At 70.9% G+C, this 22,551-nt stretch carries 19 protein-coding genes and 1 riboswitch; of the genes, 10 read left to right on the top strand and 9 right to left on the bottom strand.

Annotated elements, in window-relative coordinates:
* Nucleotides 1-83: 83 nt before the first annotated feature.
* Both ACGFZS_RS14465 and fahA read right to left on the bottom strand, forming a co-directional pair.
* Nucleotides 84-1,022 carry a M56 family metallopeptidase gene (locus ACGFZS_RS14465; RefSeq protein WP_393795305.1) on the bottom strand — a complete coding sequence of 313 codons (939 nt, stop codon included), beginning with the start codon at nt 1,020-1,022 and terminating at the stop codon, nt 84-86.
* Between the two features lie 348 nt (nt 1,023-1,370).
* Nucleotides 1,371-2,582, bottom strand: a complete 1,212-nt coding sequence (gene fahA, locus ACGFZS_RS14460) for a fumarylacetoacetase (protein ID WP_393795470.1) — start codon at nt 2,580-2,582, stop codon at nt 1,371-1,373.
* Nucleotides 2,583-2,857: 275 nt separating this feature from the next.
* Between fahA and ACGFZS_RS14455 the strand changes: the two genes are divergently transcribed.
* The 3 genes from ACGFZS_RS14455 to ACGFZS_RS14445 all read left to right on the top strand — a co-directional run bounded on the left by ACGFZS_RS14455 (nt 2,858) and on the right by ACGFZS_RS14445 (nt 6,553).
* Nucleotides 2,858-4,102, top strand: a complete 1,245-nt coding sequence (locus ACGFZS_RS14455; RefSeq protein ID WP_393538497.1) for an ATP-grasp domain-containing protein — start codon at nt 2,858-2,860, stop codon at nt 4,100-4,102.
* Between the two features lie 26 nt (nt 4,103-4,128).
* Nucleotides 4,129-5,325: an FAD-dependent oxidoreductase gene (locus tag ACGFZS_RS14450; protein ID WP_393795304.1), complete on the top strand. Its 1,197-nt coding sequence runs from the start codon at nt 4,129-4,131 to the stop codon at nt 5,323-5,325.
* A gap of 421 nt (nt 5,326-5,746) precedes the next feature.
* Nucleotides 5,747-6,553, top strand: a complete 807-nt coding sequence (locus ACGFZS_RS14445) for an HAD family hydrolase (RefSeq protein WP_359210363.1) — start codon at nt 5,747-5,749, stop codon at nt 6,551-6,553.
* 95 nt (nt 6,554-6,648) lie between these two features.
* Here the strand turns inward: ACGFZS_RS14445 and ACGFZS_RS14440 are convergent, their stop codons facing one another.
* Entirely contained in the window at nt 6,649-7,146 is a 498-nt protein-coding gene (locus ACGFZS_RS14440) for a transglycosylase SLT domain-containing protein (RefSeq protein WP_393795303.1), read from the bottom strand.
* Between the two features lie 5 nt (nt 7,147-7,151).
* A riboswitch (cyclic di-AMP (ydaO/yuaA leader) is annotated at nt 7,152-7,347 on the bottom strand.
* 1,077 nt (nt 7,348-8,424) lie between these two features.
* Between ACGFZS_RS14440 and ACGFZS_RS14435 the strand changes: the two genes are divergently transcribed.
* From ACGFZS_RS14435 to ACGFZS_RS14415, 5 genes are all read left to right on the top strand, one after another.
* Nucleotides 8,425-9,432, top strand: a complete 1,008-nt coding sequence (locus ACGFZS_RS14435) for a polyprenyl synthetase family protein (protein ID WP_359210369.1) — start codon at nt 8,425-8,427, stop codon at nt 9,430-9,432.
* A 209-nt stretch (nt 9,433-9,641) separates the two neighbouring features.
* The gene (locus tag ACGFZS_RS14430) at nt 9,642-10,565 is read left to right on the top strand and encodes a CHRD domain-containing protein (RefSeq protein WP_393795302.1); all 924 of its coding nucleotides are present in this window, start codon (nt 9,642-9,644) and stop codon (nt 10,563-10,565) included.
* A 276-nt stretch (nt 10,566-10,841) separates the two neighbouring features.
* Nucleotides 10,842-12,083: an outer membrane lipoprotein carrier protein LolA gene (locus ACGFZS_RS14425; protein WP_393795301.1), complete on the top strand. Its 1,242-nt coding sequence runs from the start codon at nt 10,842-10,844 to the stop codon at nt 12,081-12,083.
* A 56-nt stretch (nt 12,084-12,139) separates the two neighbouring features.
* Nucleotides 12,140-13,195: an ABC transporter ATP-binding protein gene (locus ACGFZS_RS14420; protein WP_393795300.1), complete on the top strand. Its 1,056-nt coding sequence runs from the start codon at nt 12,140-12,142 to the stop codon at nt 13,193-13,195.
* Nucleotides 13,182-14,081, top strand: coding sequence for an ABC transporter permease (locus ACGFZS_RS14415; RefSeq protein ID WP_393795299.1), 900 nt, complete (start codon nt 13,182-13,184; stop codon nt 14,079-14,081). Before ACGFZS_RS14420 ends, ACGFZS_RS14415 begins: the two co-directional genes overlap by 14 nt.
* A gap of 37 nt (nt 14,082-14,118) precedes the next feature.
* Here the strand turns inward: ACGFZS_RS14415 and ACGFZS_RS14410 are convergent, their stop codons facing one another.
* On the bottom strand, nt 14,119-14,706 hold the full coding sequence (locus ACGFZS_RS14410; protein ID WP_393795298.1) for a flavodoxin family protein: 588 nt from the start codon (nt 14,704-14,706) through the stop codon (nt 14,119-14,121).
* A gap of 238 nt (nt 14,707-14,944) precedes the next feature.
* Between ACGFZS_RS14410 and ACGFZS_RS14405 the strand changes: the two genes are divergently transcribed.
* Nucleotides 14,945-16,339 carry a tetratricopeptide repeat protein gene (locus tag ACGFZS_RS14405; RefSeq protein WP_393795297.1) on the top strand — a complete coding sequence of 465 codons (1,395 nt, stop codon included), beginning with the start codon at nt 14,945-14,947 and terminating at the stop codon, nt 16,337-16,339.
* Nucleotides 16,340-16,391: 52 nt separating this feature from the next.
* Here ACGFZS_RS14405 and ACGFZS_RS14400 read toward each other — a convergent pair whose 3' ends face one another.
* The 3 genes from ACGFZS_RS14400 to ACGFZS_RS14390 all read right to left on the bottom strand — a co-directional run bounded on the left by ACGFZS_RS14400 (nt 16,392) and on the right by ACGFZS_RS14390 (nt 18,839).
* Entirely contained in the window at nt 16,392-16,856 is a 465-nt protein-coding gene (locus ACGFZS_RS14400) for a VOC family protein (protein ID WP_393795296.1), read from the bottom strand.
* A 31-nt stretch (nt 16,857-16,887) separates the two neighbouring features.
* Nucleotides 16,888-17,853: an EamA family transporter RarD gene (gene rarD / locus ACGFZS_RS14395; protein WP_393795295.1), complete on the bottom strand. Its 966-nt coding sequence runs from the start codon at nt 17,851-17,853 to the stop codon at nt 16,888-16,890.
* Nucleotides 17,854-17,984: 131 nt separating this feature from the next.
* Entirely contained in the window at nt 17,985-18,839 is an 855-nt protein-coding gene (locus tag ACGFZS_RS14390) for an SDR family oxidoreductase (protein ID WP_393795294.1), read from the bottom strand.
* A 92-nt stretch (nt 18,840-18,931) separates the two neighbouring features.
* On the opposite strand from ACGFZS_RS14390, the gene ACGFZS_RS14385 reads away from it, so the two are divergent.
* Entirely contained in the window at nt 18,932-19,336 is a 405-nt protein-coding gene (locus ACGFZS_RS14385) for a helix-turn-helix domain-containing protein (RefSeq protein ID WP_359210396.1), read from the top strand.
* A gap of 76 nt (nt 19,337-19,412) precedes the next feature.
* Here the strand turns inward: ACGFZS_RS14385 and ACGFZS_RS14380 are convergent, their stop codons facing one another.
* Together ACGFZS_RS14380 and ACGFZS_RS14375 are read right to left on the bottom strand one after the other, a co-directional pair.
* Nucleotides 19,413-20,474 (bottom strand): 2-oxoacid:ferredoxin oxidoreductase subunit beta, encoded by a 1,062-nt coding sequence (locus ACGFZS_RS14380; protein WP_393795293.1) that lies wholly within the window; start codon nt 20,472-20,474, stop codon nt 19,413-19,415.
* A complete protein-coding gene (locus ACGFZS_RS14375) occupies nt 20,467-22,395 on the bottom strand; it encodes a 2-oxoacid:acceptor oxidoreductase subunit alpha (RefSeq protein WP_393795292.1) in 1,929 nt (642 codons plus the stop codon). The genes ACGFZS_RS14380 and ACGFZS_RS14375 overlap by 8 nt, the downstream gene beginning before the upstream one ends.
* Nucleotides 22,396-22,551: the final 156 nt, after the last annotated feature.

Here is a 22,551-nt window from a genome sequence, read left to right as displayed (position 1 = left end):
CTGTCGGACACGTCTTTGAGCTGCGGTTATTCGGCTCGGCGGGGGAAGATCTGCCACCGGGGCGCCGGTCTGTGTCCCAGGTTCTAGCCGAGCGCCGTCAGCCCCGGCGCGAACGTGATCAGCAGCGGCAGCAGGGGCACCAGCGCCGCCACCGTCGTCGTCAGGGCGCGCTGGTGGCGCAGCAGCCGCGGGGGCGGTTCCAGCAGCCGGTCGACCCGCTCGCCGAGCAGCCGGCGGCTCGACGCGCAGGACAGGACGCCGCGGTGCTGGTTCAGTTCGATCAGGGCCAGCGCGGTCGTGAGGTGGCCGCAGCGACGGGACGCCGTGTCGTCCGCGGCGAGTTCGACGAGCCGGTGGGTCTGGTCGCAGAAGTGGGAGAAGAGCGGCACGCGCGGGAAGCCCGTGGCCAGTGCGCTGGACAGATGGAGCAGCCAGTCGTGGTGGGCGCGGGCATGACCGCGCTCGTGGGTGAGTACGGCGTCGAGCTGGTGGTCGGTGAGGCGGTGCAGCGCCCCCGTCGTCACCACCAGCTGCGGCGGGTGGCCGGGCATCCACCAGGCGTCCGGGTACTCGTCCTCCAGTACCAGCATCGGCCCGCGCGCCGCGGGCAGCCCCGCCGGTAGTTCCGGTGCCCGCTCGCGCAGGTGGGCGCGGGTCTGGTCGCGTCGCCGCCGGGCGTCGACCCACTCGCGGGCGAGCATCGCCGTGGTCCAGGCCGCCCCGCACGCCAGTAGCACGGTGAGGGCGACCGCCCACAGGGGCGCGACGGAGAGGTCGTACGCGGCGGTGACCGCCGGTGGCGCCGGCGCGAACACCCGGTCGCGCACGGTGTGGAAGACGGCCGCCGCGCCCAGGACGAGCGCGGCCAGGCAGCACATCAGCACGGTGGCGACCAGGCACTGCCACACCCACAGCGCGACCACCGGTTCCCGTTCCGGCCACGGGGCCCGCACCAGCGCGCGCGGCACCGGCACCGCGGCCGTCAGAGCGACGGCGCTCAGCAGGAGCAGGCAGACGGTCATGCCGGGGCTCCGTTTTCTGGTCGGAGAGACGTGCGGGTGACGGAGTGCTACGGGGGTGATGCGCCGTTGCGTGACAAAGTGCGTGCGCCCGGCGCGTCACGTCCCGTGTACGCCGTCGCTTCGCATGGTGCGCGTGCGGGCGCATCGCATGGTGCGTGTCCCGTCAGTATGACGGTGCGGGGCGCCCCGAGTCAGGTCTCGACGACGATCCGGACGCCCCTCCTGGCCGCACCTTGGGACTCACAGGTCACCGCTCCCGCAACACCAGCCGCAGCGCCGCCGGATCCGCCTCGCCCGCGGACGCATCCCGCCCGTCTCCGCCACGACGCGGCGTGCCGCAACCGTCCCTCACCCGGCCACGATCCGCCCGCCGACCTCCCCGAGTCCCACCCGGACACCGCCCGGCCCCGGTGCCCACGCCGACAGCGTCACCACGTCGCCGTCCTCCAGGTACGTCCGCTTGCCTTCCAGGAGTTCGAGCGGGTCCCGCCCGTTCCAGGTGAGTTCCAGCAGCGACCCGAGCTGCCCGGGTTCCGGGCCGCTCACCGTGCCGGAGCCGTAGAGGTCGCCGGTGCGCAGCGAGGCGCCGTTGACGGTCAGGTGGGCGAGTTGCTGGGCGGCGGTCCAGTACATGGTGGAGAACGGCGGCTCGGACACCACCTGTCCGTTGATCGCCACCGACATCCGCAGGTCGTAACCGGTGGGCTCCTCCGTGGAGTCGTCGAGGTACGGCAGCAGAGGGTGCGTGCGCCGCGGCGGGTCGACCCGCGCGTCCTCCAACGCCTCCAGCGGGGTGATCCACGCCGCGACGGAGGTGGCGAACGACTTGCCGAGGAACGGGCCGAGCGGGACGTACTCCCACGCCTGAATATCCCGTGCGGACCAGTCGTTCAGCAGGCACAGGCCGAACACGTGCTCCCGGAAGTCGCCCAGCGCCACCGGCTTCCCCTGCTTCGACGGCGTGCCGACCACGAAGCCGACCTCGGCCTCGATGTCCAGCCGCACCGACGGGCCGAACACGGGTGCGGGATCCGACGGCGCCTTGCGCTGGCCCGACGGCCGTACGACGTCCGTGCCCGACACCACGACCGTGCCCGCGCGGCCGTGGTAACCGATCGGCAGGTGCTTCCAGTTGGGGGTGAGCGGTTCGGGGGCGTCGGGGCGGAAGATGCGGCCGGCGTTGCGGGCGTGGTTCTCGGAGGCGTAGAAGTCCACGTAGTCGGCGACCTCGAAGGGGAGGTGCAGGGTCACCGACGACAGCGGGTGGAAGAGGGGTTCGAGCACCTCGCGGTGCGCGGGCACCGTCACCCAGGCGGTCAGGGCGCGCCGCACGTCCGACCAGGTGGTGCGGCCCGTGGCGAGCAGCGGGTTGAGGGTCGGGCGGGCGAGCAGGGAGGCGTAGGGGGAGCCGAGGGCGAGGGCCGCGGCGCCGGCGTCGAGGACGTGGTCGCCGAGGCGGACGCCGACCCTCCGTTCGGTGCTCTCGGGGGTCGAGAACACGCCATACGGAAGGTTGTGCGAGCCGAAGGGGTCACCCTCGGGGACCTCGAAGGGGGTCAAGGGGGGCATGGGGTGGCTGCCTCGCTCTCATCCGTGCCGCGCGGGGCCGACCATGTGGCGACGTCACTATGGCGCTGCGCGGCATTCCATGTGGTCGCGCCACACGTTACGGGTGAGTTGGCTGTATGGGCAGTGTCTAAAGAGTTCGCAATGTCCGGATAAGCCTTGTCGGAGGGGTCAATTCCGGCTTAGCGTCCTTTGGGGGACACGGACGGGGTGGGTCCGGTCCGTAGGGGGGACACGTGGGGGGACCCGTGGCCAGGAATGCCGTCAGCGTGCCGTTCGAGGCGGACCGTGACGTGCCCGGCCTGATCGTCAAGTTCGGCGACTATCCGCTGCATCACGGCGGGGTCGGCGCGATCCGCAGTCTGGGCCGCCTGGGCGTTCCCATGTACGCGATAACGGAGGACCCGTACACACCGGCGGCTTCCTCCCGTTATCTCAAACGGGCTTTCGTATGGCCGACAACAGGCGCCGAGGAACCGGATCGTCTCGTCGAGGGACTGCTGCGCATCGGCCGCCGCATCGGCCGCCCGACGGTGCTGATCCCCACCGACGAGGAGGCCGCCGTCCTGATCGCCGAGCACCAGGACGCGCTCGGCGACCGTTTCCTCTTCCCGCGTGTGGATCCCGCACTGCCCCGCCGGCTCGCCAGCAAGCAGGGCCTGCACGAACTCTGCGTGGAACACGGCATCCCCAGTCCGACGGCCGCCTTCCCGCAGTCGTACGAGGAGATCGTCGACTTCGCGGAGAAGGCCCGCTTCCCGATCGTCGCCAAGAACCGTGAGGCGTTCGTCCGGCGGAAACAGCCCGCTGTCAACGGCACGACGCGGATTCCCACCCGCGAGGGACTGCTCACGCTCGCCCGTGACTGGGGCACCCGTCCGGGTGTCATCCTCCAGGAGTACCTGCCGAGGGAGGAGGCCGAGGACTGGATCGTGCACGCCTACTTCGACGCCGACTCCACCCCGCGCGCGTTGTTCACCGGCGTGAAGGTCCGCTCCTGGCCGCCGCACGCGGGCATGACCGCGAACGCCTACGTCGTCGACAACCCGGAACTCGCCGACCTCGCCGCGCGTTTCATCAAGCAGATCGGCTTCACCGGCGTCATCGACCTCGACCTGCGCTTCGACCGGCGCGACGGGCAGTACAAACTGCTCGACTTCAACCCGCGCATGGGCGCCCAGTTCCGGCTCTTCGAGAGCGAGTCGGGGGTGGACGTGGTCCGTGCGATGCACCTGGACCTGACCGGACGTCGCGTTCCGGAGGGGGAACAGCGCGCCGGCCACCGGTACGTCGTGGAGAACATCGACCTGCCCGCCCTCCTCGCCTACCGCCGCAGCGGCTATACGACGCCGCACGCGCCCAAGAAGCCGAGCGGGACCGAGCTGGCCTGGCTCGCGGGTGACGACCCGCTGCCGTTCGTCACGATGCTCGCCCGCTTCGTCCGCCCGGGCGCGAAGCACCTCTATCAGCTGTGGCGCACCAACCGCCGCGGCTCCAGCACCTCCACGAAGTAGGCGCCACGTTCCTGGGGAGGGACTTCGTGATCCAGCCGGTAGCAGTCATAGGTGCCGGGCCCTTCGGCCTGTCCACCGCCGCCCATCTGCGGGCGCGCGGCATCCCCGTCCGGGTCTTCGGCGACCCCATGGTCAGCTGGCGCGACCATATGCCCGAGGGCATGCTCCTGAAGTCGACGCCCGCCGCCTCCAGCCTCGACTGCCCGCAGCGCGGCCACACCCTCGCCGACTACTGCGACGCGGCCGGCATCCGCAGACCGGTGACCGACGAGGACATCATCCCGGTGGAGACCTTCACCGGCTACGGCGAGTGGTTCCAGCAGAAGCTGGTGCCCGAGCTGGAACGGGTGCGGGTGGTCTCCGTGGACCGGCACCGGGCGGACGGCTTCGAACTGAAGCTGGACTCGGGAGAGTCGTTCACGGCCCGCGCGGTCGTCGTCGCCACCGGACTGTCGGGGCTCGCCCGGGTCCCGGCGGAGCTCGCGGGAGCGGCGGCGGACGGAGCGGCGGGACCGGTCTCGCACAGCTCCCGGCACCACGACCTGACCCGCTTCTCCGGCAAGGAGCTGATCGTCGTCGGCGCCGGGCAGTCCGCGCTGGAGACGGCCGCCCTGGCGGCCGAGGCGGGCGCCCAGGTCCGGGTGGTCTCCCGCGGGCACGGCAGGGTCGCCTTCGGCGCCCCGCCCTGGGACCAGCCGAAGCTGCGCCCGGAGTCCCCGTTCGGCCGGGCCTGGTCCCTGTGGGCGCTCAGCTACTACCCGCACCCCTACCGCTACCTCCCGGCGCAGGCCCGCCACTACCTGGTCCGCCGGGTCCTCGGCCCGCTCGGCGCCTGGTGGCTGCGCGACCGCTTCGAGGGCAAGGTCCAGGTCCGCGAGGTCGCCGCGGTCACCGGCGCCGACATCTCCGACGGCGCGCCGGTCCTCACCGTCCGCGCCCACGACGGCCGCACCGACCGCCTCGCCGCCGACCACGTCATCGCCGCCACCGGCTACCGCGTGGACGTCGCCGCGATGGACTTCCTCGGCGCCGAACTGCGCACCCGCCTCGCGACCAGCCGCGGCGCCCCGAAACTCGGCGCCGGATACGTCTCCTCGGTGCCCGGGCTGTACTTCACCGGCCTGCCCGCGGCGGCGTCGTACGGCCCGGTGATGCGATTCGTGTGCGGCACGGAGTTCGCCTCGCCGCGCCTGGCCAGGCACCTGGCGGCAACCCACGCCTGACCCGCGGCGCTGCCCGGCGTTGCCAACGGACATGCCCCGGAGTCCAGTTCGGCGCTGCCGCCGCCCCCGTCGAACCGCAGTCCGAGCCGCCGGACCTCTCGTCGTACCGCGCGCCACCGCCCCGGTCCCCGGGAGACTCGCCGAGCGTCTCGAAGCCGCCGAGGAGTCCTCGAGGAGTCCTCGGGGAGCCCTCGAAGAGCCGACGCGCGTGGTTCCGGCGGGCCTCGCCCAGGTCCGCCGACCGCCTCTCACCGCACCCGCCCCCGTCCGGCCGGTGCGGTCACCTCACCCCACCGCAAACGTAACGGGTCCCACTGACAACGCCCCCATCACGAACGCCCCCATCACGGAGGCGGCGGGCGTCACTTGAGGCCGAAACGCACAGTGAGTCTCAGGGCCGTGCTGTCCGTATTCTCTGATCATGGTCGCACCCCTCCCGTACTCACTGATCGCCACCGACCTGGACGGCACGCTGCTGCGCGCCGACGACACCCTCTCGGACCGGTCGCTCGCCGCGCTCGCGCGGGCCGGCCGGGCCGGCGCCCGGCATCTCGTGGTGACCGGCCGCCCCGCACCGAGAGTGCGCCCGCTCCTCGACGACCTCGGCAGCACGGGACTCGCGGTCTGCGGCCAGGGCGCGCAGGTGTACGACGCCGGTGCGCACCGTCTGCTGTGGTCGGTCACCCTGGACCGGGAACTGGCGGAGACCGCGCTCGGCAAGATCGAGGCCGAGGTCGGCCAGGTGTACGCGGCGGTCGACCAGGACGGTGTGGACGGGCTCACGCTCATCGAACCGGGCTATCTGATGCCCCACCCCACGCTGCCCGCCCTGCGCGTGGGCCGACGCGACGACCTGTGGTGCGCGCCCATCAGCAAAGTGCTGCTGCGCCACCACACCCTGTCCGACGACGAGCTGGCGGCGACCGCCCGCGCGGTGGTCGGGTCGCTCGCCACGGTCACCATGTCGGGGCCGGGAACCGTCGAACTCCAGCCGTGCGGGGTGACCAAGGCGACGGGGCTGGCGCTGGCCGCCGACCATCTGGGACTGAGCCCCGAACAGGCCATCGCCTTCGGGGACATGCCCAACGACATCCCCATGTTCGACTGGGCGGCCTACGGGGTGGCGATGGCCAACGCCCACCCCGAACTCAAGGCGGTGGCCGACCGGATCACCTTGTCGAACGAGGACGACGGAATCGCCGTCGTCCTCGAAGGACTGTTCCCGTAACGCTGTTGCCCATACGGCCACGAGGTCATGACGTCATGAGGCCATAAGGCCGTCGGACGCCATTAAGCGGCTCGGGCCGCCTCAAACCTCGGTGATCAGTAGGCGCCGTGGACGTTGTCGATCGAGCCGTACCGCGCGGCGGCGTAGTTGCAGGCGGCGGTGATGTTCGCGACCGGGTCGTAGATGTCGAACGACGTGCCGACCACGTGGTAGGTCTTGAACGTCGGGTCGATCACCTGGAGCAGGCCCTTGGACGGGATGCCCTTGGCCGCGTTGGAGTCCCAGAGGTTGATCGCCTGCGGGTTGCCGGAGGACTCGCGAATCACGTTGCGGTAGATGCCGTTGTAGGTGCCCGGGATGTGCCTCTCCGCCATGATCGCGAGCGACTCCCGGATCCAGCCGTCGAGGTTGTTCGGGTACCCGGCAAGGGTCGTCGAGGGCGTCGTGGCGGTGGGGGCGGAGGCGACGGCGGCCGAGGCGGCGGTCGCCCCGATGAGCGGGAGGGCGAGTACGGCGGCGCCGGTGCCGACGGCGGCGAGCGCGCGGACGATGCGGTTACGGCGGGGACGGCGGTTCTGAGCGGCAGCAGACATGGCGAAGTTCCTCTCCGTCGCCTGCGAGGTGAGCTGTCGGGTTCGGGCCCGGGGAGTGCCCGGCCGCACCGCCCGAAGGCGAGGCGACTTCACCCCTAGCCGTTCCGGTACGACGTCCGTCGATGACGTCGGTCGCCCGGTACGGCGGCTTACCTGGTTCCCCCGCTCCTGCCGTGCGAATGGACTCGTCAATGGGTCACGACGGGCGGCGGCAGGATTCGGCGTCCGCCCGGCGAGCGGGAACGTATGCGAGAGCACATGTCCGGAACAAGTGTCAGATTCACATAAAGAACTGATTGACCTTGATCTGCGACGTATGGGGTGCTTGATCCTTTGCGGTTGCCAACCCTCAACTCGCCCACAGGGAAAGGGAAGGAAGGGTCGCCTTACGTGATATGTGGCATCTGACCCCGCGTGACCTACTTCACGAACCCGCAATTAAGTCAAATCGGACATGAGGGATTTCCTGGAATCCGCTCATCTCTGGGTCGGGCCGAAAGTGGACCCATTCTCATTCGTGCGAAATGCCCCTTTAGGGGTGAGAAAGTGACCCGCGTCACGGGTGATTTCGCATGTAGTCTGACTTTTTGCATTGCGGATGATTTCGGACTTTAGGGGTGAATGCCCCGGTCGCTCGCGCCCGATGAAGGGAAGGGTCGCTCTCGGCGGGTGCGTGATCCTGGTCACGTCGTGCCGAGTGGTGGGCCGGTCCCCTCCGGCGCGTGCGTGTCCGCCATGAGGCGGAACCCCCGCTGCGGGGCCGGTCGTTGTCATGGTGAAGTGTCCGCGGTGGTGGGAGGTGCCGAAGGTGGCGTCGGTCTCGTCCGTGCGGAGGTCCTCGTGGGCCGTCCCGTGAACGCGGGAGGGGGCCCGGGCGGGCATGATGTGTGCCCGTCGGCTTCCGCCGGTGGCGGAAGGGGTACCCCCGGGCAGGTGATGTCGCCCGGAGGAGGTGCGGTCGCTCCCCGACGCGACTCTGCCGCCGGACCCGCCCGACCCGGACCCGGACCCGCCCGACCCGGACCCGGCGGTGCCGCTCAGGGACACGGCCTATGCCGCGGTTCGGGACAACCGCCAGCACTTCCTGTTAAGTCAGTGGATGTCAGGTCGTATCAGCTGATCAAAAACATACCGGTCGTGATCCGATAGCGCCCGGGGTGTAACGGTGGGCGCCCTCGGTGATCGAAACCTGACCGGATACGCTGACTTGAGTGATGGCAGCGACCTATCGACAAACCGTGTAACCGCCAGTGGACACCAGCAGACAGGAGACCCCTCGTGACCGTCGGGCCGTTCGGGCTGAGCGTGCGGGACCAGGCTCTGGAAGCCGATGTCCAGGCCGGATTGACGGCTGTCGAGGAGGGCTTGCTAGAGGCCACCAAAAGTGAGGTCCCCTTCATCACGGAGGCCGCGCAGCACCTCGTGCGCGCCGGCGGAAAGCGGTTCCGCCCGCTGCTGGTGATGCTCGCCGCGCAGTTCGGCGACCCGTACGCGCCGGGTGTCGTGCCGTCGGCCGTGGTCGTCGAGCTGACCCACCTGGCCACGCTGTACCACGACGACGTCATGGACGAGGCCTCCGTGCGGCGTGGCGTCGACAGCGCCAACACCCGCTGGGGCAACTCGCTCGCCGTTCTCACCGGCGACTTCCTCTTCGCGCGCGCCTCCCAGATCCTCGCCGATCTCGGTCCCGAGGCGGTGCGCGTCCAGGCCCTCGCGTTCGAACGGCTGGTGACCGGCCAGATCCTGGAGACGGCAGGCCCGACGGACGGCCGCGACCCGGTCGACCACTATCTCGACGTGCTCAGCGGCAAGACCGGCTCGCTGGTCGCGGTCTCCTGCCGCTTCGGCGCGATGCTGTCCGGTGCCGACGAGACGGTCGTGGACGTCCTCACCCAGTACGGCGAACGCCTCGGTGTCGCCTTCCAGCTCGCCGACGACGTCCTGGACATCGCCTCCGACTCCCACGAGTCCGGCAAGACCCCGGGGACCGACCTCCGCGAGGGCGTCCCCACCCTGCCGGTGCTCCGGCTGCGGGAGCGGGCGGCACGCCTGGCGCTCGCCGAGGACGTCGCGCTGTGCGAGCTACTGGACTCCGACCTCACGGACGACGTGCGGCACGCGGAGGCCCTGGCGGCGCTGCGGGTGCATCCGGCGCTGGAGCAGGCGCGCCGGGACACGGTCCGGTACGCGGAGGAGGCGCGGGCCGCGCTGGCCCCGCTGCCGGAGTGCGACGCCAAGGCGGCCCTCCTGGAGCTGTGCGACGCGGTGGTGCACCGGGCCGGCTGACTCCGCCCCGGCTGACTCCGCCCCGGCGGACCCCGGTCCGGCTGCCCTTGGTCCGCTGCTCGCCCGACCCGTCAGAGCCCGGACTCGGCCGATATGTCTGTGACGCACGTCATGCATCTGGACTGAGTCCAATACCAGATCGGTTCCGTACCCCTCCCCAGAAGCCGACGCAGGGGGCGTCGGCTGACACAGGGGGAGAAAACGGAATCATGGTCATCAACGCAACGCGTCGGGGGACGCTCGTCGCCGCCGCAGTCACCATGACCGCTCTCGGCGGTGCCGCCGTACCGGCAGCCGCCGTCACCAGCCACCACGCCACCGACTCCGTCGTCCTCGCCGCCAGCCTGCGCGGGGCCAACGAGGTACCCGTCGCCGGTGGGCCCGCCGTCGGCGACAAGGACGGTGCCGCCCTGGAGTTCATCCAGGTCAAGGGGGACAAGGTGACCGTCGCCGTGACCTGGCGCGGCACCGGCAGGCCGACCGACCTGCACATCCATCAGGGCGCCAGGGGTACCAACGGCGGCGTGAAGATCGACTTCGGAAAGCTGCTGAAGAAGGCCAGGGGCCACAGCGTCACCGGAAGCGTCAAGGTCACCGACAAGGCCCTGCTCAAGCAGCTCACCACCGACCCCGGTGCCTTCTACGCCAACCTGCACACCGCCCGGTTCCCCGGCGGGGCCGTCCGCGGCCAGCTGCACGCCGTCAGCACCGTCTCCGACCTCAGGAGCGGCGGCTTCCAGGCCTCCGTCGTCACCGGCAAGCAGATCTACGAGTGCAAGCCGGCCGCCGACGGCGGCTACGCCTTCGCCCAGCGCGACGTCAGCGCCAAGCTCGGCGGCGGCATCCGGCACTCCTTCGTCGCACCCGACTCCGGCACCCCGCAGTGGGTTGCGCCCGACGGCAGCGCGGTCACCGGAGCCGTCCTGACCAAGACACCCAACGGCGACGGCAACATCGCCGAGCTCGACCTCAAGGCCACCCGGTCCGGCAAGAAGCACGGACTGCTCGCGCACACCGGCGAGATCCTGCGCCTGAACACCGTCGGCGGCGTCGCCCCGACCGGCACCTGCACCCCGGGCGCCGTCGTCGGCGTCCCCTACCAGGCGGACTACGTCTTCGTGCAGCACCACTGAGCGCCCGGCTGAGCACACGACCGAGCACACCGCGCAAGCGCAACCGGAGGCGCCTTCGCCACACGACCCCTACGGGTCGGCGCAGGCGCCTCCACCCTTGTGTCATACCGCAGGACTACACGGAGTTGGCTCCCGGGTCTGACGCTTCCGAGCCCCCGATTTGGTGAGATGGAAACCACGGAAATCACCACCACTCACCGATTCGGGTGAGAATGGCGGCTCAGGGTGGGAGCACGTGCGAGGACAGCCGCCGCCGACGACGGAGGTAAGGCACACATGGCACCGTACGAATCCGACGACAGCACGGGGGCCGCGCAGGGCGACGACGAGCTGCGCGCCGAGCGGCGGCGCAAGGCCGCGCGGTACGTCGTTCCGGTCGCGGTGATGGGCGTGGCCGCGGCCACGATCGGCCTGGTCCCGGCACTCGCCGACTCCGGTGACCCGAATCTGCCGAAGATCACCGCGCAGGAACTCATCAACAAGATCGCCAAGTCGGACGTGCAGCAGCTGTCCGGCACGGTGAAGATCAGCACCGACCTGGGGCTGCCCGACCTCGGCGGCCTGGAGAGCAGCCTGCTGTCCGGGGCGACGCAGGGCAGCGGCGACGGCTCGTCCGCCGACCCGTCCACCAAGCTCACCGAGCTGGCCTCCGGCACGCACACACTGCGCGTCGCCGCCGACGGCCCCGAGAAGCAGAAGGTGTCGCTGCTGGAGAGCGGCGCCGAGTACAGCCTCATCCACAACGGCACGGACGTGTGGGGCTACGACAGCAAGTCCAACGAGGTCTACCACTCCACCGCCGCCGACTCCGGCAAGGCCGAGCAGCACGAAACCCCGGCCACGCCCAAGGACTTCGCCGACGAGGTCCTCAAGTCGGTCGACGACACCACGTCGGTCACGGTCGACGGCACCGCCCAGGTGGCCGGCCGCGACGCCTACCGGCTGGTCATCAAGCCCAAGCAGTCCGGTACGACGGTCGGCGCGATCAGCATCGCGGTGGACGCCAAGACCGGCACCCCGCTGAAGTTCACGCTCACCCCGTCGAGCGGCGGCGCGGCCGTCGTGGACGCCGGCTACACCCAGATCAGCTTCGCGAAGCCGGCCGCCTCGACGTTCGACTTCACCCCGCCCAAGGGCGCGAAGGTCACCGAGGGCGACGAGACCGGCAAGGGCGGCAAGGCCGACGGGCGGGACCAGGGCGGCAAGGCCTCCGAGGCGCCCGGCCACGGCTCCGCGAAGGACCTGGAGAAGGAGGGCTTCGACGTCCTCGGCAAGGGCTGGAACTCCATAGCCGTCCTCGACACCGGCAGCAAGGACGGCCTGCCCACCGGCTCCGCCTCCGGCGGCGGTGACCTGAGCGGCTTCCTCGGCTCGCTCGGCGACCCGGTCTCCGGCAAGTTCGGCAAGGGCACGGTCTTCTCCACCCGCCTGATCAACGCCCTGATCACGGACGACGGCAAGGTGTACGTCGGCGCCGTGGACAAGGCGGCCCTGGTGAAGGCGGCGAACGCGGGGTAGTACAGGCGGCGCGGGTACCGTGCGTACCCGCGCCGCAGGACGAATCGAGGGAGCCGATGGACCAACCGTCCGCCACGGAGCGGGAGTCGGAGAACTCGGGGAACCCGGGAGAACCGGAGCACCCGGTGAATCCGGCAGACCCGGAGGACTCGGGAGACTCGGGGGACGGCGTCCCGGCGAGCGAAAGCGTCATCGACACCCGTGGTCTCACCAAGCGCTACGGCGGCGGACAGCTCGCCGTGGACGGTCTCGACCTGACCGTCCCGGCGGGCAGCGTCTTCGGCTTCCTCGGTCCGAACGGCTCCGGCAAGACCACCACCATCCGCATGCTGATGGGCCTGATCGCGCCTACCTCGGGCACGGCCCGCGTCCTGGGCCACCCGATGCCCCGGTCCTCCCGCGCCGTACTGCCGCACGTCGGCGCCCTCATCGAGGGCCCGGCGCTGTACGGCTTCCTCTCCGGCCGCGACAACCTGCTCCGGTACGACTCCGCAGACCCGACCGCCGACCCGCGCACCCGGCGCGCCCGCGTCGGGACCGCACTGGACCGGGTGGGCCTGACGGCCGCCGCCGCCAAGAAGGCCAAGGCCTACTCCCTCGGCATGAAACAGCGCCTCGGCCTGGCCGCCGCGCTGCTGCAGCCCCGCAGACTGCTCGTCCTGGACGAGCCCACCAACGGCCTCGATCCGCAGGGCATGCGGGAGATCCGCTCCCTGGTGCGGGAGCTGGCCGGGGACGGCACGACCGTCTTCCTCTCCTCCCACCTCCTCGACGAGATCGAGCAGGTCTGCACCCACGCGGCCGTCATGGCCCAGGGCCGGCTGATCACCCAGGGCGCGGTCGCCGACCTGGCGGCCGGGGCGCGCGGCCGGCTGGCGGTGACCACCCCGGACACGGGGGAGGCGGCCCGGGTGCTCAAGGAACAGGGCGTCGCGGACGTCGTCGTCGCCGAGGACCGGGTGACCGGCGAACCGCCCGAGCGGGACCTCGCCGAGGTGAACGCGGCACTCGTCGCGGCGGGCGTCCGCGTGCGCGGCTTCACCCTGGAACGGGCCTCGCTGGAGGACGCGTTCGTGGCGCTGACCGGGGAGGGCTTCGATGTCGCGGGCTGACGCAGCGGTCGTAGGAGAGGCGGAAGGAACGGCTGTACGGCGGCCCCACCCGCTGTGGACCCTCGGTCTGCTGCGCAGTGAGCTGGTCACCACCCTCCGGCGCTGGCGCACCCTCGCGCTGCTGGGCGTGCTGGCGGCGGTGCCGGTGCTGGTCGGCATCTCCGTGAAGATCGAGACGAGCGGTGACGGGCAGGTCGGCCGGGGCGGCGGCGAGGGCCCGGCGTTCATCTCGCAGATCACCAACAACGGACTGTTCCTGGTGTTCACGGCCCTGGCCGCGACCCTCCCGTTCTTCCTGCCGATGGCCGTCGGCGTGGTGGCCGGCGACGCGATCGCGGGTGAGGCCAACGCGGGCACCCTGCGTTATCTGCTGGTCGCCCCGGCCGGCCGCACCCGTCTCCTGCTCACCAAGTACGCGACGACGATGGCCTTCTGCCTGCTGGCCACCCTGGTGGTGGCCACCTCGGCCCTCGCCGTCGGCGCGCTCCTCTTCCCGCTCGGCGACCTGACGACCATCTCGGGCACCCAGATCTCCTTCACCGAGGGCCTGGGCCGGGCCTTGCTGATCGCCCTGGTGGTGGCGGCCTCCCTGACCGGCATAGCCGCTCTCGGCCTGTTCGTGTCCACACTGACGAACAGTGGGATCGCGGCGATGGCGACCACCGTCGGTCTGCTGATCACCGTCCAGATCCTCGACCAGATACCCCAGCTGCACGCGCTCCAGCCGTACTTCTTCTCCCACTACTGGCTGTCCTTCGCCGACCTGATGCGCGACCCCGTCTACTGGGACGACCTGGTCAAGAACCTGGAACTGCAGGCCCTGTACGCGGCGGTGTTCGGTTCGGCGGCCTGGGCGCGGTTCTCGACGAAGAACATCACCGCGTAGCGGGGCGTGGGGCCTCGCCCGACGGCCCCTGGCGTGTTCACACGGACTCGTGGGGGAAGCGGGCGAGGGGCGCCTCCCCGGCGAAGAACTCCTTGGCCCGCGCCAGCGCCTCGTTGTCCTTGAGGACGTCGCCGCGTCCGCTGCCGTTGCCGAGCAGCACCCCGCCGAAGCGCATGCCGAGGTAGGCGGCCGAGTTGTGGAGCAGCCCGGCGTACGGATCGGCGACCGCCGGGTCGTGGTCCGCCAGCACGGCCACTCCCCACAGGGTGCGCCCCGCCAGGGTCGCCTTGAAGTCGACACCGGGTGTGCGCAGCCAGCCCGACCAGTAGTCCAGGTAGCGCTTGGTGAGGCCGGACGCCGAGTACCAGTAGACCGGCGAGGCGATCACGATGTCCGTCGCCGCGAGGGTGGCGTCGAGCAGCAGACCGGCGTTGGTGTGGCGGGGTGCGCGCACATGGTCGCTGTCGCGCCGCAGGTCCACGAAGTCCGGAAGGGGATGGTCGGCCAGGCTGATCCACTCCTGTTCGACGTCGTCGGGCAGTTGTTCGGCCGCGCGGCGCGCCAGGAGTTCCGTGTTGCCGTCGAGGCGCGAGCTGCCCAGCACGAACAGGAAACGGCGAGTCATGAGGTCCCCCGGGAAAGTGGCGTACAGCAGATAGAAGCGTATGCATCTTATGCGTACGCATTCAATTTGGCCAGGGTCTCCGTCTGCGGGGGGCGAGCGGCAAGGGGCCGGACACCGGGCGGCCCCCTTCCTGATGCGAGGCTGTGACGTCGTGGTGACGCGTGAGCGGGGGCGAGCGGCCAGACTTGACGGTACGCACGGGTACGACCGGACGGTGACGCCGGGGGAATGAGGGCCGATGTCCCGACTCAGCCGCGAGACGAACGAGACGATGCGGGAAGCTCAGCAGACCGGTGAGCCGGCGGAACCGGTCGAGGTCCGGGTGACGGGCGGCGCCGCGACCGTGGACGGCGTCCCGCTGTTCCCGGCGCCCGGTGAGGAGCCCCAGCAGGCGGTCCTCAACCACCTCCAGCGCCTCGCCCGCGCCACCGGCCGTCCCGTCCTCGCCACCGTCCACGACACCCGCATCGGCTATGTCGTCCGCCTCCAGGTGAACCTGGACGGCGCCAGCAGCTTCGCGGGCGAGCCGGTACGCATGACTCCGTCCGCGGAGCCGCGCACGGCACCGAGCACGGTTTCGCCCGTGGAGCCGCGCACAGCCTCGCCCGTGGAGCCGCGCATGGCTCCGCCCGTGGAGCCGCCGGTGGAGCCGTCGGAGCAGCCCCGCCGGGACAGGCCGCTCCACCTCCTGCGGCCCGTCGGCGAGCCGGTGGCCACGGAGGCGACGCCGGCGTCGGCCTTCCCGCCGCGCGCGGTGCCGGAACCGCCGGCGCCGGGCACGGTCCTGCCGCCGACCGGGGTGTTCGGCCCACCGCCCGCCATGGGCGGGACCCCGGCCCCCGCCGTCGTACCCGCGCAAGCCGACACCGGACCCGCCCCGGCACCCTGGCCCGACCCCCGGAACGCCCCAGCCCCCCGCGCGGAAGCACGTACCGAACCACGCACCGACGAACCACGCACCGCACCGCGCGCGGAACCACTGACCGGACCGCGACCGCGCACCGAATCACGCCCGGAACCACTCATCGAACCGCTCATCGCACCGCACACGGCTCCGGAATCCTTCCGGGTCCTCGATCCCGACCCCGGGCCGACCCCCGCCCGCGGGTTCGACGCCGTCGCGGAGGAGGTGCTCGGGGACGAGCCCGTGACCGTGACGGTGGAGGGGGCCGCGCTGCTCAGCGAGCCGATGGCGCGGATCAACGAGGCGGTCCGGGCGGGCCGTATCGAAGTGGCGGCCGAGCTCGCGGAGCGCACCGTCGCCGAGGCGTCCGCGGCCCTCGGCGACGGCCACACCGAGGTGCTGCACCTGGGCGAGCTGACCGCGTACATCGCCTACCTGGCGGGCGACCCGCTGCGCGCCTTCCACCTCTCCCTCGACCTGGCCCGGCAGCGCCGGCAGGCGCGGGACGGCGAGGGGGCGTACGGGAACGTGCGGAGCGCGGCGACCGCGTGGCGCGCGGTGCGCGACCCGGAGCACGGGCTGCGCCTCGGCCACGACCTGATCGCCCTGTGGACACAGCTCACCACCGAGGACGGTCCGGCCGCCGGCGACCTCGACGAGCTGGAGTCGGCCCGCGCCCGGATGGGCCGCCTCACGGAACGCGCCCGCCGCGCGGCCGAGAACGCCTGAGAGACGTCACCGCAGATCACCCCTCCATGGCCGCAACCGCGGCCGTGGGGCCTCACTGCACGCAGAACTCGTTGCCCTCCGGGTCGGCCATCACCGTCCACGCGCCGGCCGGTTCGGACACGTGCCGCAGCACCGTCGCGCCCAGTGCCTCCAGCCGCGCCACCTCTTCCGCCCGCTTCCCCTCCCCGGCCCGCAGGTCGACGTGGAGCCGGTTCTTGCCGGACTTCGTCTCCGGCACCCGCTGGAACAGCAGCCGCCGTCCCAGCCCGGTCCCGCGCTCCTCGTCGTAGGGATCGTCGGGATGGCGTACGGCGATCAGGTCACGGAAGGCGGCACGGCCGTGGTACTCCACGGTGGCCGCGCCGGGCAGGGCGCCCAGCTCCAGCAGGTGTTCGACGAACGCGCTGTTGTCCTCGGTCTCGTAGTGCAGCGCGGCGGCCCAGAAGTCGGCCTGGGCGTGCGGGTCGCGGGCGTCGATGACGAGCTTCCAGTGCAGGGGTGCGGGCGTCTGCGTCATGTCGCCCACTTATAGCCGACGCCCGCGGGCCTCACACCGGAGTTGCGGGAGTCTCCGCGGCCGGCGTCGCGGGCCGTGGTACGGGCGCCGCGGCGAGCGCCCGCGCGGCCCGGTGGGCGGTGCGCAGCGCGTCCCAGGTGAGCAGGGCGAGGGCGAGCCAGACCAGGGCGAAGCCGGCCCAGCGCTCGGCGGGCATGGCCTCGTGGAAGTAGACGATGCCGAGCAGGAACTGGAAGACCGGCGCGAGGTACTGCAGCAGGCCGAGCGTGGAGAGCGGGACGCGGATCGCGGCGGCGCCGAAGCAGACCAGCGGGACGGCGGTGACGATGCCGGTGGAGGCCAGCAGGGCCGCGTGCCCGGCGCCGTCGTCGACGAAGCTGGACTCGCCGTGGGCGACCAGCCACAGCAGATAGCCGAGCGCGGGCAGGAACTGGATCGCGGTCTCCGCCGCGAGTGACTCGACGCCGCCGAGGTTGACCTTCTTCTTGACGAGTCCGTAGGTGGCGAAGGAGAAGGCGAGGACGAGGGAGATCCACGGCGGCTGCCCGTAGCCGACGGTCAGCACGATCACGGCGGTGAAGCCGACGCCCACCGCCGCCCACTGCGCGGGGCGCAGCCGCTCCTTGAGCAGCAGCACGCCCATGGCGATGGTCACCAGCGGGTTGATGAAGTAGCCGAGCGAGGCCTCGACCACGTGTCCGGCGTTCACGGCCCAGATGTAGACGCCCCAGTTGACCGTGATCACGGCGGCGGCGACGGCCACCAGCGCCAGCCGGCGCGGCTGCCGCAGCAGCTCACCGGCCCAGGCCCAGCGCCGTACGAAGGCCAGGGCGACGGCGACGAAGGCCAGGGACCACACCATCCGGTGGGCCAGGATCTCCACCGACCCGGCGGGCTTCAGCAGCGGCCAGAACAGGGGGACCAGCCCCCACATCCCGTAGGCCGCGATGCCGTTCAGCAGCCCTGCCCGCTGCTCGCCCTTCGATATCTCGGCCACCGGCCCTCCTCGTCCCTGGAATCACTACATCTGGACGAAGGTAGCGCCGGAAACCCCGGTCTGTCATGGCCGTATCGGCATACGGTCATGACAGACCGGGGTGGGGGTGTGCCCGCGGGCGTTCGTGCAGGTCAGCCCTTGAGTGCGATGGCGACGGCCTCCGAGATCGGGGAGGTCGGGCGGCCGGCCAGGCGGGAGAGGTCGCCGGAGTCGACGGCCAGCTCGCCCTTGGCGATCGACGCGTCGACGCCGACCAGGATCCCGGCGAACATCTCCGGCACGCCGGCGCCGGTCAGGATGCCGTGGAGCACCTCTCCGGGTACGGAGTTGTAGGCGATGTCCTTGCCGGTCTGCTTCGCGATCTCGGCCGCGTACTCGGCGAAGCCCCAGGCGGTGTCGCCGCCCAGCTCGTACGTCTGGTTCTCGTGGCCCTCACCGGTCAGCACGGCGACCGCGGCGGCCGCGTAGTCGGCGCGGGAGGCCGAGGAGACCCGGCCCTCGCCGGCGGCCGCGACGACGGCGTTGTGCTCCAGGACCGGCGCGAGGTTCTCGGTGTAGTTCTCGTGGTACCAGCCGTTGCGCAGCAGGGTGTACGGCAGGCCGGAGGCGAGCAGCGCCTTCTCGGTGGCGCGGTGGTCGTCCACCAGCGAGGCCGTCAGGCTGCCCGGGGCGCTGGTGTACGCCAGCAGGGCCACGCCGGCCGCCTTGGCGGCGTCGATGACGACCTGGTGCTGCGCGGGGCGGCCCTTGTCGAACTCGTTGCCGGAGATCAGCAGCACCTTGTCGCCGGCGGCGAAGACGCCGTCGAAGGTCTCGGGGGCGTTGTAGTCCGCCACGGCGACCTTCACGCCCTTGGCGGCGAAGTCGGCGGCCTTGGCCTCGTCGCGGACGACGGCGGTGATCTGCTCGGCCGGGACCTTCTCCAGCAGCTGCGTCACGACGTGACGGCCGAGGTGTCCGGTGGCTCCGGTGACAACGATGCTCATGGTCTGCGATCTCCTTGTGGGGTTCCGTTGCCACTAACCCTAGGAGGTGCGCTAACCAGAAGAAAGTACCCACTTTGAAGTAAGGTACTTGCATGCCGGTAAGTACCCATGAGGTCGAGCAGCGCGCCAAGTACGACAAGTACGTCGTCGGCGAGGCGATGTGTCCGTACCGCCTGGTCCTGGAGCACGTCACCAGCCGCTGGGGCGTCCTGGTCCTGATCCAGCTGCTCGACCGCCCCTACCGCTTCAGCGAACTGCGCCGCGCGATCGGCCGGGTCAGCGAGAAGATGCTGACCCAGACCCTCCAGACCCTCGAACGCGACGGACTCGTCCACCGCGACGCACAGCCGGTCATCCCGCCCCGGGTCGACTACTCCCTCACCGACCTCGGCCGGGAGGCCGCCCGGCAGGTACGGGAGCTGGCGCTGTGGACCGAGCGGCGCATGCCGGACGTGGAACGCGCCCGGGAGGCGTACGACGAGGCGAAGCGCGCCTGAGAGGCGAAGGACCCCAGGAACGCGAAGCGGGGCCCGGACGCGCTGTCCGGGCCCCGCTCGCCGTGCCGGGCCGGGGTCAGCCCACGACCGTCCAGGTGTCCCCGCCGGCCAGCAGCGCCGCGAGGTCGCCCTTGCCCTGCTGCTCGACGGCCGTGTCCAGTTGCTCGGACATCTGGGAGTCGTAGACCGGCCGTTCCACCGCGCGGAACACGCCGATGGGCGTGTTGTGCAGGGTGTCGGGGTCGGCCAGCCGGGACAGGGCGAAGGCCGTGGTCGGCGAGGGGGAGTGGGCGTCGTGGACCAGCAGCTCGGACTCGTTGTCCGCGGTCACGTCGACCACCGTCAGATCACCGGTCGCGCGGTCGCGTACGACGCCGCGCGCGCCGTCCGCGCCGAAGCGGACGGGCTGCCCGTGCTCCAGGCGGATCACCGCCTCCTGGGCCGACTGGCGGTCCTTGAGGGTGTCGAAGGCGCCGTCGTTGAAGATGTTGCAGTTCTGGTAGATCTCGATCAGGGCCGTGCCCGGGTGGGCGGCGGCCGCGCGCAGCACCTCGGTCAGGTGCCTGCGGTCGGAGTCGATGGTGCGGGCGACGAAGGACGCCTCGGCGCCGATCGCCAGGGACACCGGGTTGAACGGGGCGTCCAGCGAACCCATCGGTGTCGACTTGGTGATTTTCCCGACTTCGGAAGTCGGTGAGTACTGGCCTTTCGTCAACCCGTAGATGCGGTTGTTGAAGAGGAGGATCTTCAGGTTGACGTTGCGGCGCAGGGCGTGGATCAGATGGTTGCCGCCGATGGACAGCGCGTCGCCGTCACCGGTGACGACCCACACCGACAGGTCGCGCCGGCTGGTGGCCAGCCCGGTGGCGATCGCGGGGGCGCGGCCGTGGATGGAGTGCATCCCGTAGGTGTTCATGTAGTACGGAAAACGCGACGAGCAGCCGATCCCGGAGACGAAGACGACGTTCTCCTTCGCCAGCCCCAGTTCCGGCATGAACCCCTGCACGGCGGCCAGGATCGCGTAGTCGCCGCAGCCGGGGCACCAGCGCACTTCCTGGTCGGTCTTGAAGTCCTTCATGGACTGCTTGGCCTCGGCCTTGGGCACGAGCTGCAGCAGCTGGTTGGTGGCGTCATTCATCGATGGCCTCCTTGAGCGCCGCGGCGAGCTGCTCGGCCTTGAACGGCATTCCGTTGACCTGGTTGTACGAATGCGCGTCCACCAGGTACTTCGCCCGGATGAGGGTGGCGAGCTGACCGAGGTTCATCTCGGGGATCACGACCTTGTCGTAACCCGCCAGGACGGTGCCGAGATTCCTCGGGAAGGGGTTGAGGTGGCGCAGATGCGCCTGCGCGATCGCCTCGCCGTCCCGGCGCAGCCGTCGTACCGCCGCCGTGATCGGCCCGTACGTCGACCCCCAGCCCAGCACCAGGGTGCGCGCGCCGTCCGGGTCGTCGACCTCGACGTCGGGGACGGCGATGCCGTCGATCTTGGCCTGCCGGGTGCGGACCATGAAGTCGTGGTTGGCGGGGTCGTAGGAGATGTTGCCCGTGCCGTCCTGCTTCTCGATGCCGCCGATGCGGTGTTCGAGGCCGGGGGTGCCGGGGATGGCCCACGGCCGGGCGAGGGTCTGCGGGTCGCGTTTGTAGGGCCAGAAGACCTCGCTGCCGTCCTCCAGGGTGTGGTTCGGTCCCTGGGCGAACTGCACCCGCAGGTCGGGGAGCTCCTCCAACTCCGGGATCCGCCAGGGCTCGCTGCCGTTGGCCAGATAGCCGTCGGACAGGAGCATCACGGGGGTCCGGTACGTCAGCGCGATCCGGGCCGCCTCCAGGGCGGCGTCGAAGCAGTCGGCCGGGGTGCGCGGAGCGATCACCGGGACCGGAGCCTCGCCGTTGCGGCCGTACATCGCCTGGAGCAGGTCCGCCTGCTCGGTCTTGGTCGGCAGACCCGTGGACGGGCCGCCGCGCTGGATGTCGACGACCAGCAGCGGCAGCTCCAGCGAGACGGCCAGCCCGACCGTCTCACTCTTCAGGGCGACACCCGGACCCGACGTCGTCGTCACCGCGAGCGAGCCGCCGAAGGCCGCGCCCAGCGCCGCGCCGATGCCGGCGATCTCGTCCTCGGCCTGGAAGGTCCGCACGCCGAAGTTCTTGTGCTTCGACAGTTCGTGCAGGATGTCGGAGGCCGGGGTGATCGGGTACGAGCCGAGGAACAGCGGCAGGTCGGCCTGCCGGCTCGCGGTGACCAGGCCGTAGGCCAGGGCCAGGTTCCCGGAGATGTTGCGGTAGGTGCCCACCGGGAACGCGGTGGTCGCCGGCGCGATCTCGTACGAGACGGCGAAGTCCTCGGTCGTCTCGCCGAAATTCCAGCCCGCGCGGAAGGCCGCCAGGTTGGCGTTCATGACCTCGGGCTTCCGGGCGAACTTCTGCTTCAGGAAGCGCTCCGTGCCCTCCGTCGGCCGGTGGTACATCCATGACAAGAGGCCGAGCGCGAACATGTTCTTGCTGCGCTCGGCCTCCTTGCGGGTGAGGTCGAATTCCTTCAGGGCCTCCACGGTCAGCGTGGTCAGCGGCACCGGGTGCAGGCTGTACCCGTCGAGCGAACCGTCCTCCAGCGGCGAGGTGTCGTAGCCGACCTTCTGCATCGCCCGTTTGGTGAACTCGTCCGTGTTGACGATGATCTCCGCACCGCGCGGCAGATCCCCGATGTTGGCTTTCAGCGCCGCCGGGTTCATCGCGACCAGTACGTTCGGCGCGTCGCCCGGGGTGAGGATGTCGTGGTCGGCGAAATGCAGCTGAAAAGACGAAACCCCCGGCAGGGTGCCTGCGGGGGCCCGGATCTCGGCCGGGAAGTTCGGAAGGGTCGAAAGATCGTTGCCGAAGGACGCTGTCTCCGACGTGAACCGGTCGCCGGTGAGCTGCATACCGTCACCCGAGTCCCCCGCGAACCGGATGATCACCCGATCCAGGCGCCGGACGTCTTTCACCCCGCCCGGCTTGCGCTGTTCTCCCACGACGGTTCCGTCGGCCTGTTCCGTTGTCCTGCTGACCTGGCTGGTCACTGAACTGGACCTCCTTCGAGGCGGCTGTCCGGGCCTGGTCGTCCCACGGACCATCCCACGTTCAACCCTACGTCGGTTAGGGTCGCCTTCCCGCGCCTGCTCGCATGTTGGACGGCGTTTTGAGACGACCTGTCGCCCTGACTTGTCACGATTTTC

This window comes from Streptomyces sp. NPDC048288 (assembly GCF_043201555.1).
In the GTDB taxonomy this organism is placed as follows: Bacteria; Actinomycetota; Actinomycetes; order Streptomycetales; family Streptomycetaceae; genus Streptomyces.
This window is presented reverse-complemented; position numbering and strand designations above follow the sequence as displayed.

Excerpts from the sequence above, each read along its gene's own strand:
- ACGFZS_RS14465 (WP_393795305.1), bottom strand. The coding sequence starts at position 1,022 with ATGACCGTCTGCCTGCTCCTGCTGAGCGCCGTCGCTCTGACGGCCGCG.
- ACGFZS_RS14445 (WP_359210363.1), top strand. The coding sequence starts at position 5,747 with ATGGTCGCACCCCTCCCGTACTCACTGATCGCCACCGACCTGGACGGC.
- ACGFZS_RS14440 (WP_393795303.1), bottom strand. The coding sequence starts at position 7,146 with ATGTCTGCTGCCGCTCAGAACCGCCGTCCCCGCCGTAACCGCATCGTC.
- ACGFZS_RS14430 (WP_393795302.1), top strand. The coding sequence starts at position 9,642 with ATGGTCATCAACGCAACGCGTCGGGGGACGCTCGTCGCCGCCGCAGTC.
- ACGFZS_RS14425 (WP_393795301.1), top strand. The coding sequence starts at position 10,842 with ATGGCACCGTACGAATCCGACGACAGCACGGGGGCCGCGCAGGGCGAC.
- ACGFZS_RS14420 (WP_393795300.1), top strand. The coding sequence starts at position 12,140 with ATGGACCAACCGTCCGCCACGGAGCGGGAGTCGGAGAACTCGGGGAAC.
- ACGFZS_RS14415 (WP_393795299.1), top strand. The coding sequence starts at position 13,182 with ATGTCGCGGGCTGACGCAGCGGTCGTAGGAGAGGCGGAAGGAACGGCT.
- ACGFZS_RS14410 (WP_393795298.1), bottom strand. The coding sequence starts at position 14,706 with ATGACTCGCCGTTTCCTGTTCGTGCTGGGCAGCTCGCGCCTCGACGGC.
- ACGFZS_RS14405 (WP_393795297.1), top strand. The coding sequence starts at position 14,945 with ATGTCCCGACTCAGCCGCGAGACGAACGAGACGATGCGGGAAGCTCAG.
- ACGFZS_RS14400 (WP_393795296.1), bottom strand. The coding sequence starts at position 16,856 with ATGACGCAGACGCCCGCACCCCTGCACTGGAAGCTCGTCATCGACGCC.
- ACGFZS_RS14390 (WP_393795294.1), bottom strand. The coding sequence starts at position 18,839 with ATGAGCATCGTTGTCACCGGAGCCACCGGACACCTCGGCCGTCACGTC.
- ACGFZS_RS14385 (WP_359210396.1), top strand. The coding sequence starts at position 18,932 with ATGCCGGTAAGTACCCATGAGGTCGAGCAGCGCGCCAAGTACGACAAG.
- ACGFZS_RS14380 (WP_393795293.1), bottom strand. The coding sequence starts at position 20,474 with ATGAATGACGCCACCAACCAGCTGCTGCAGCTCGTGCCCAAGGCCGAG.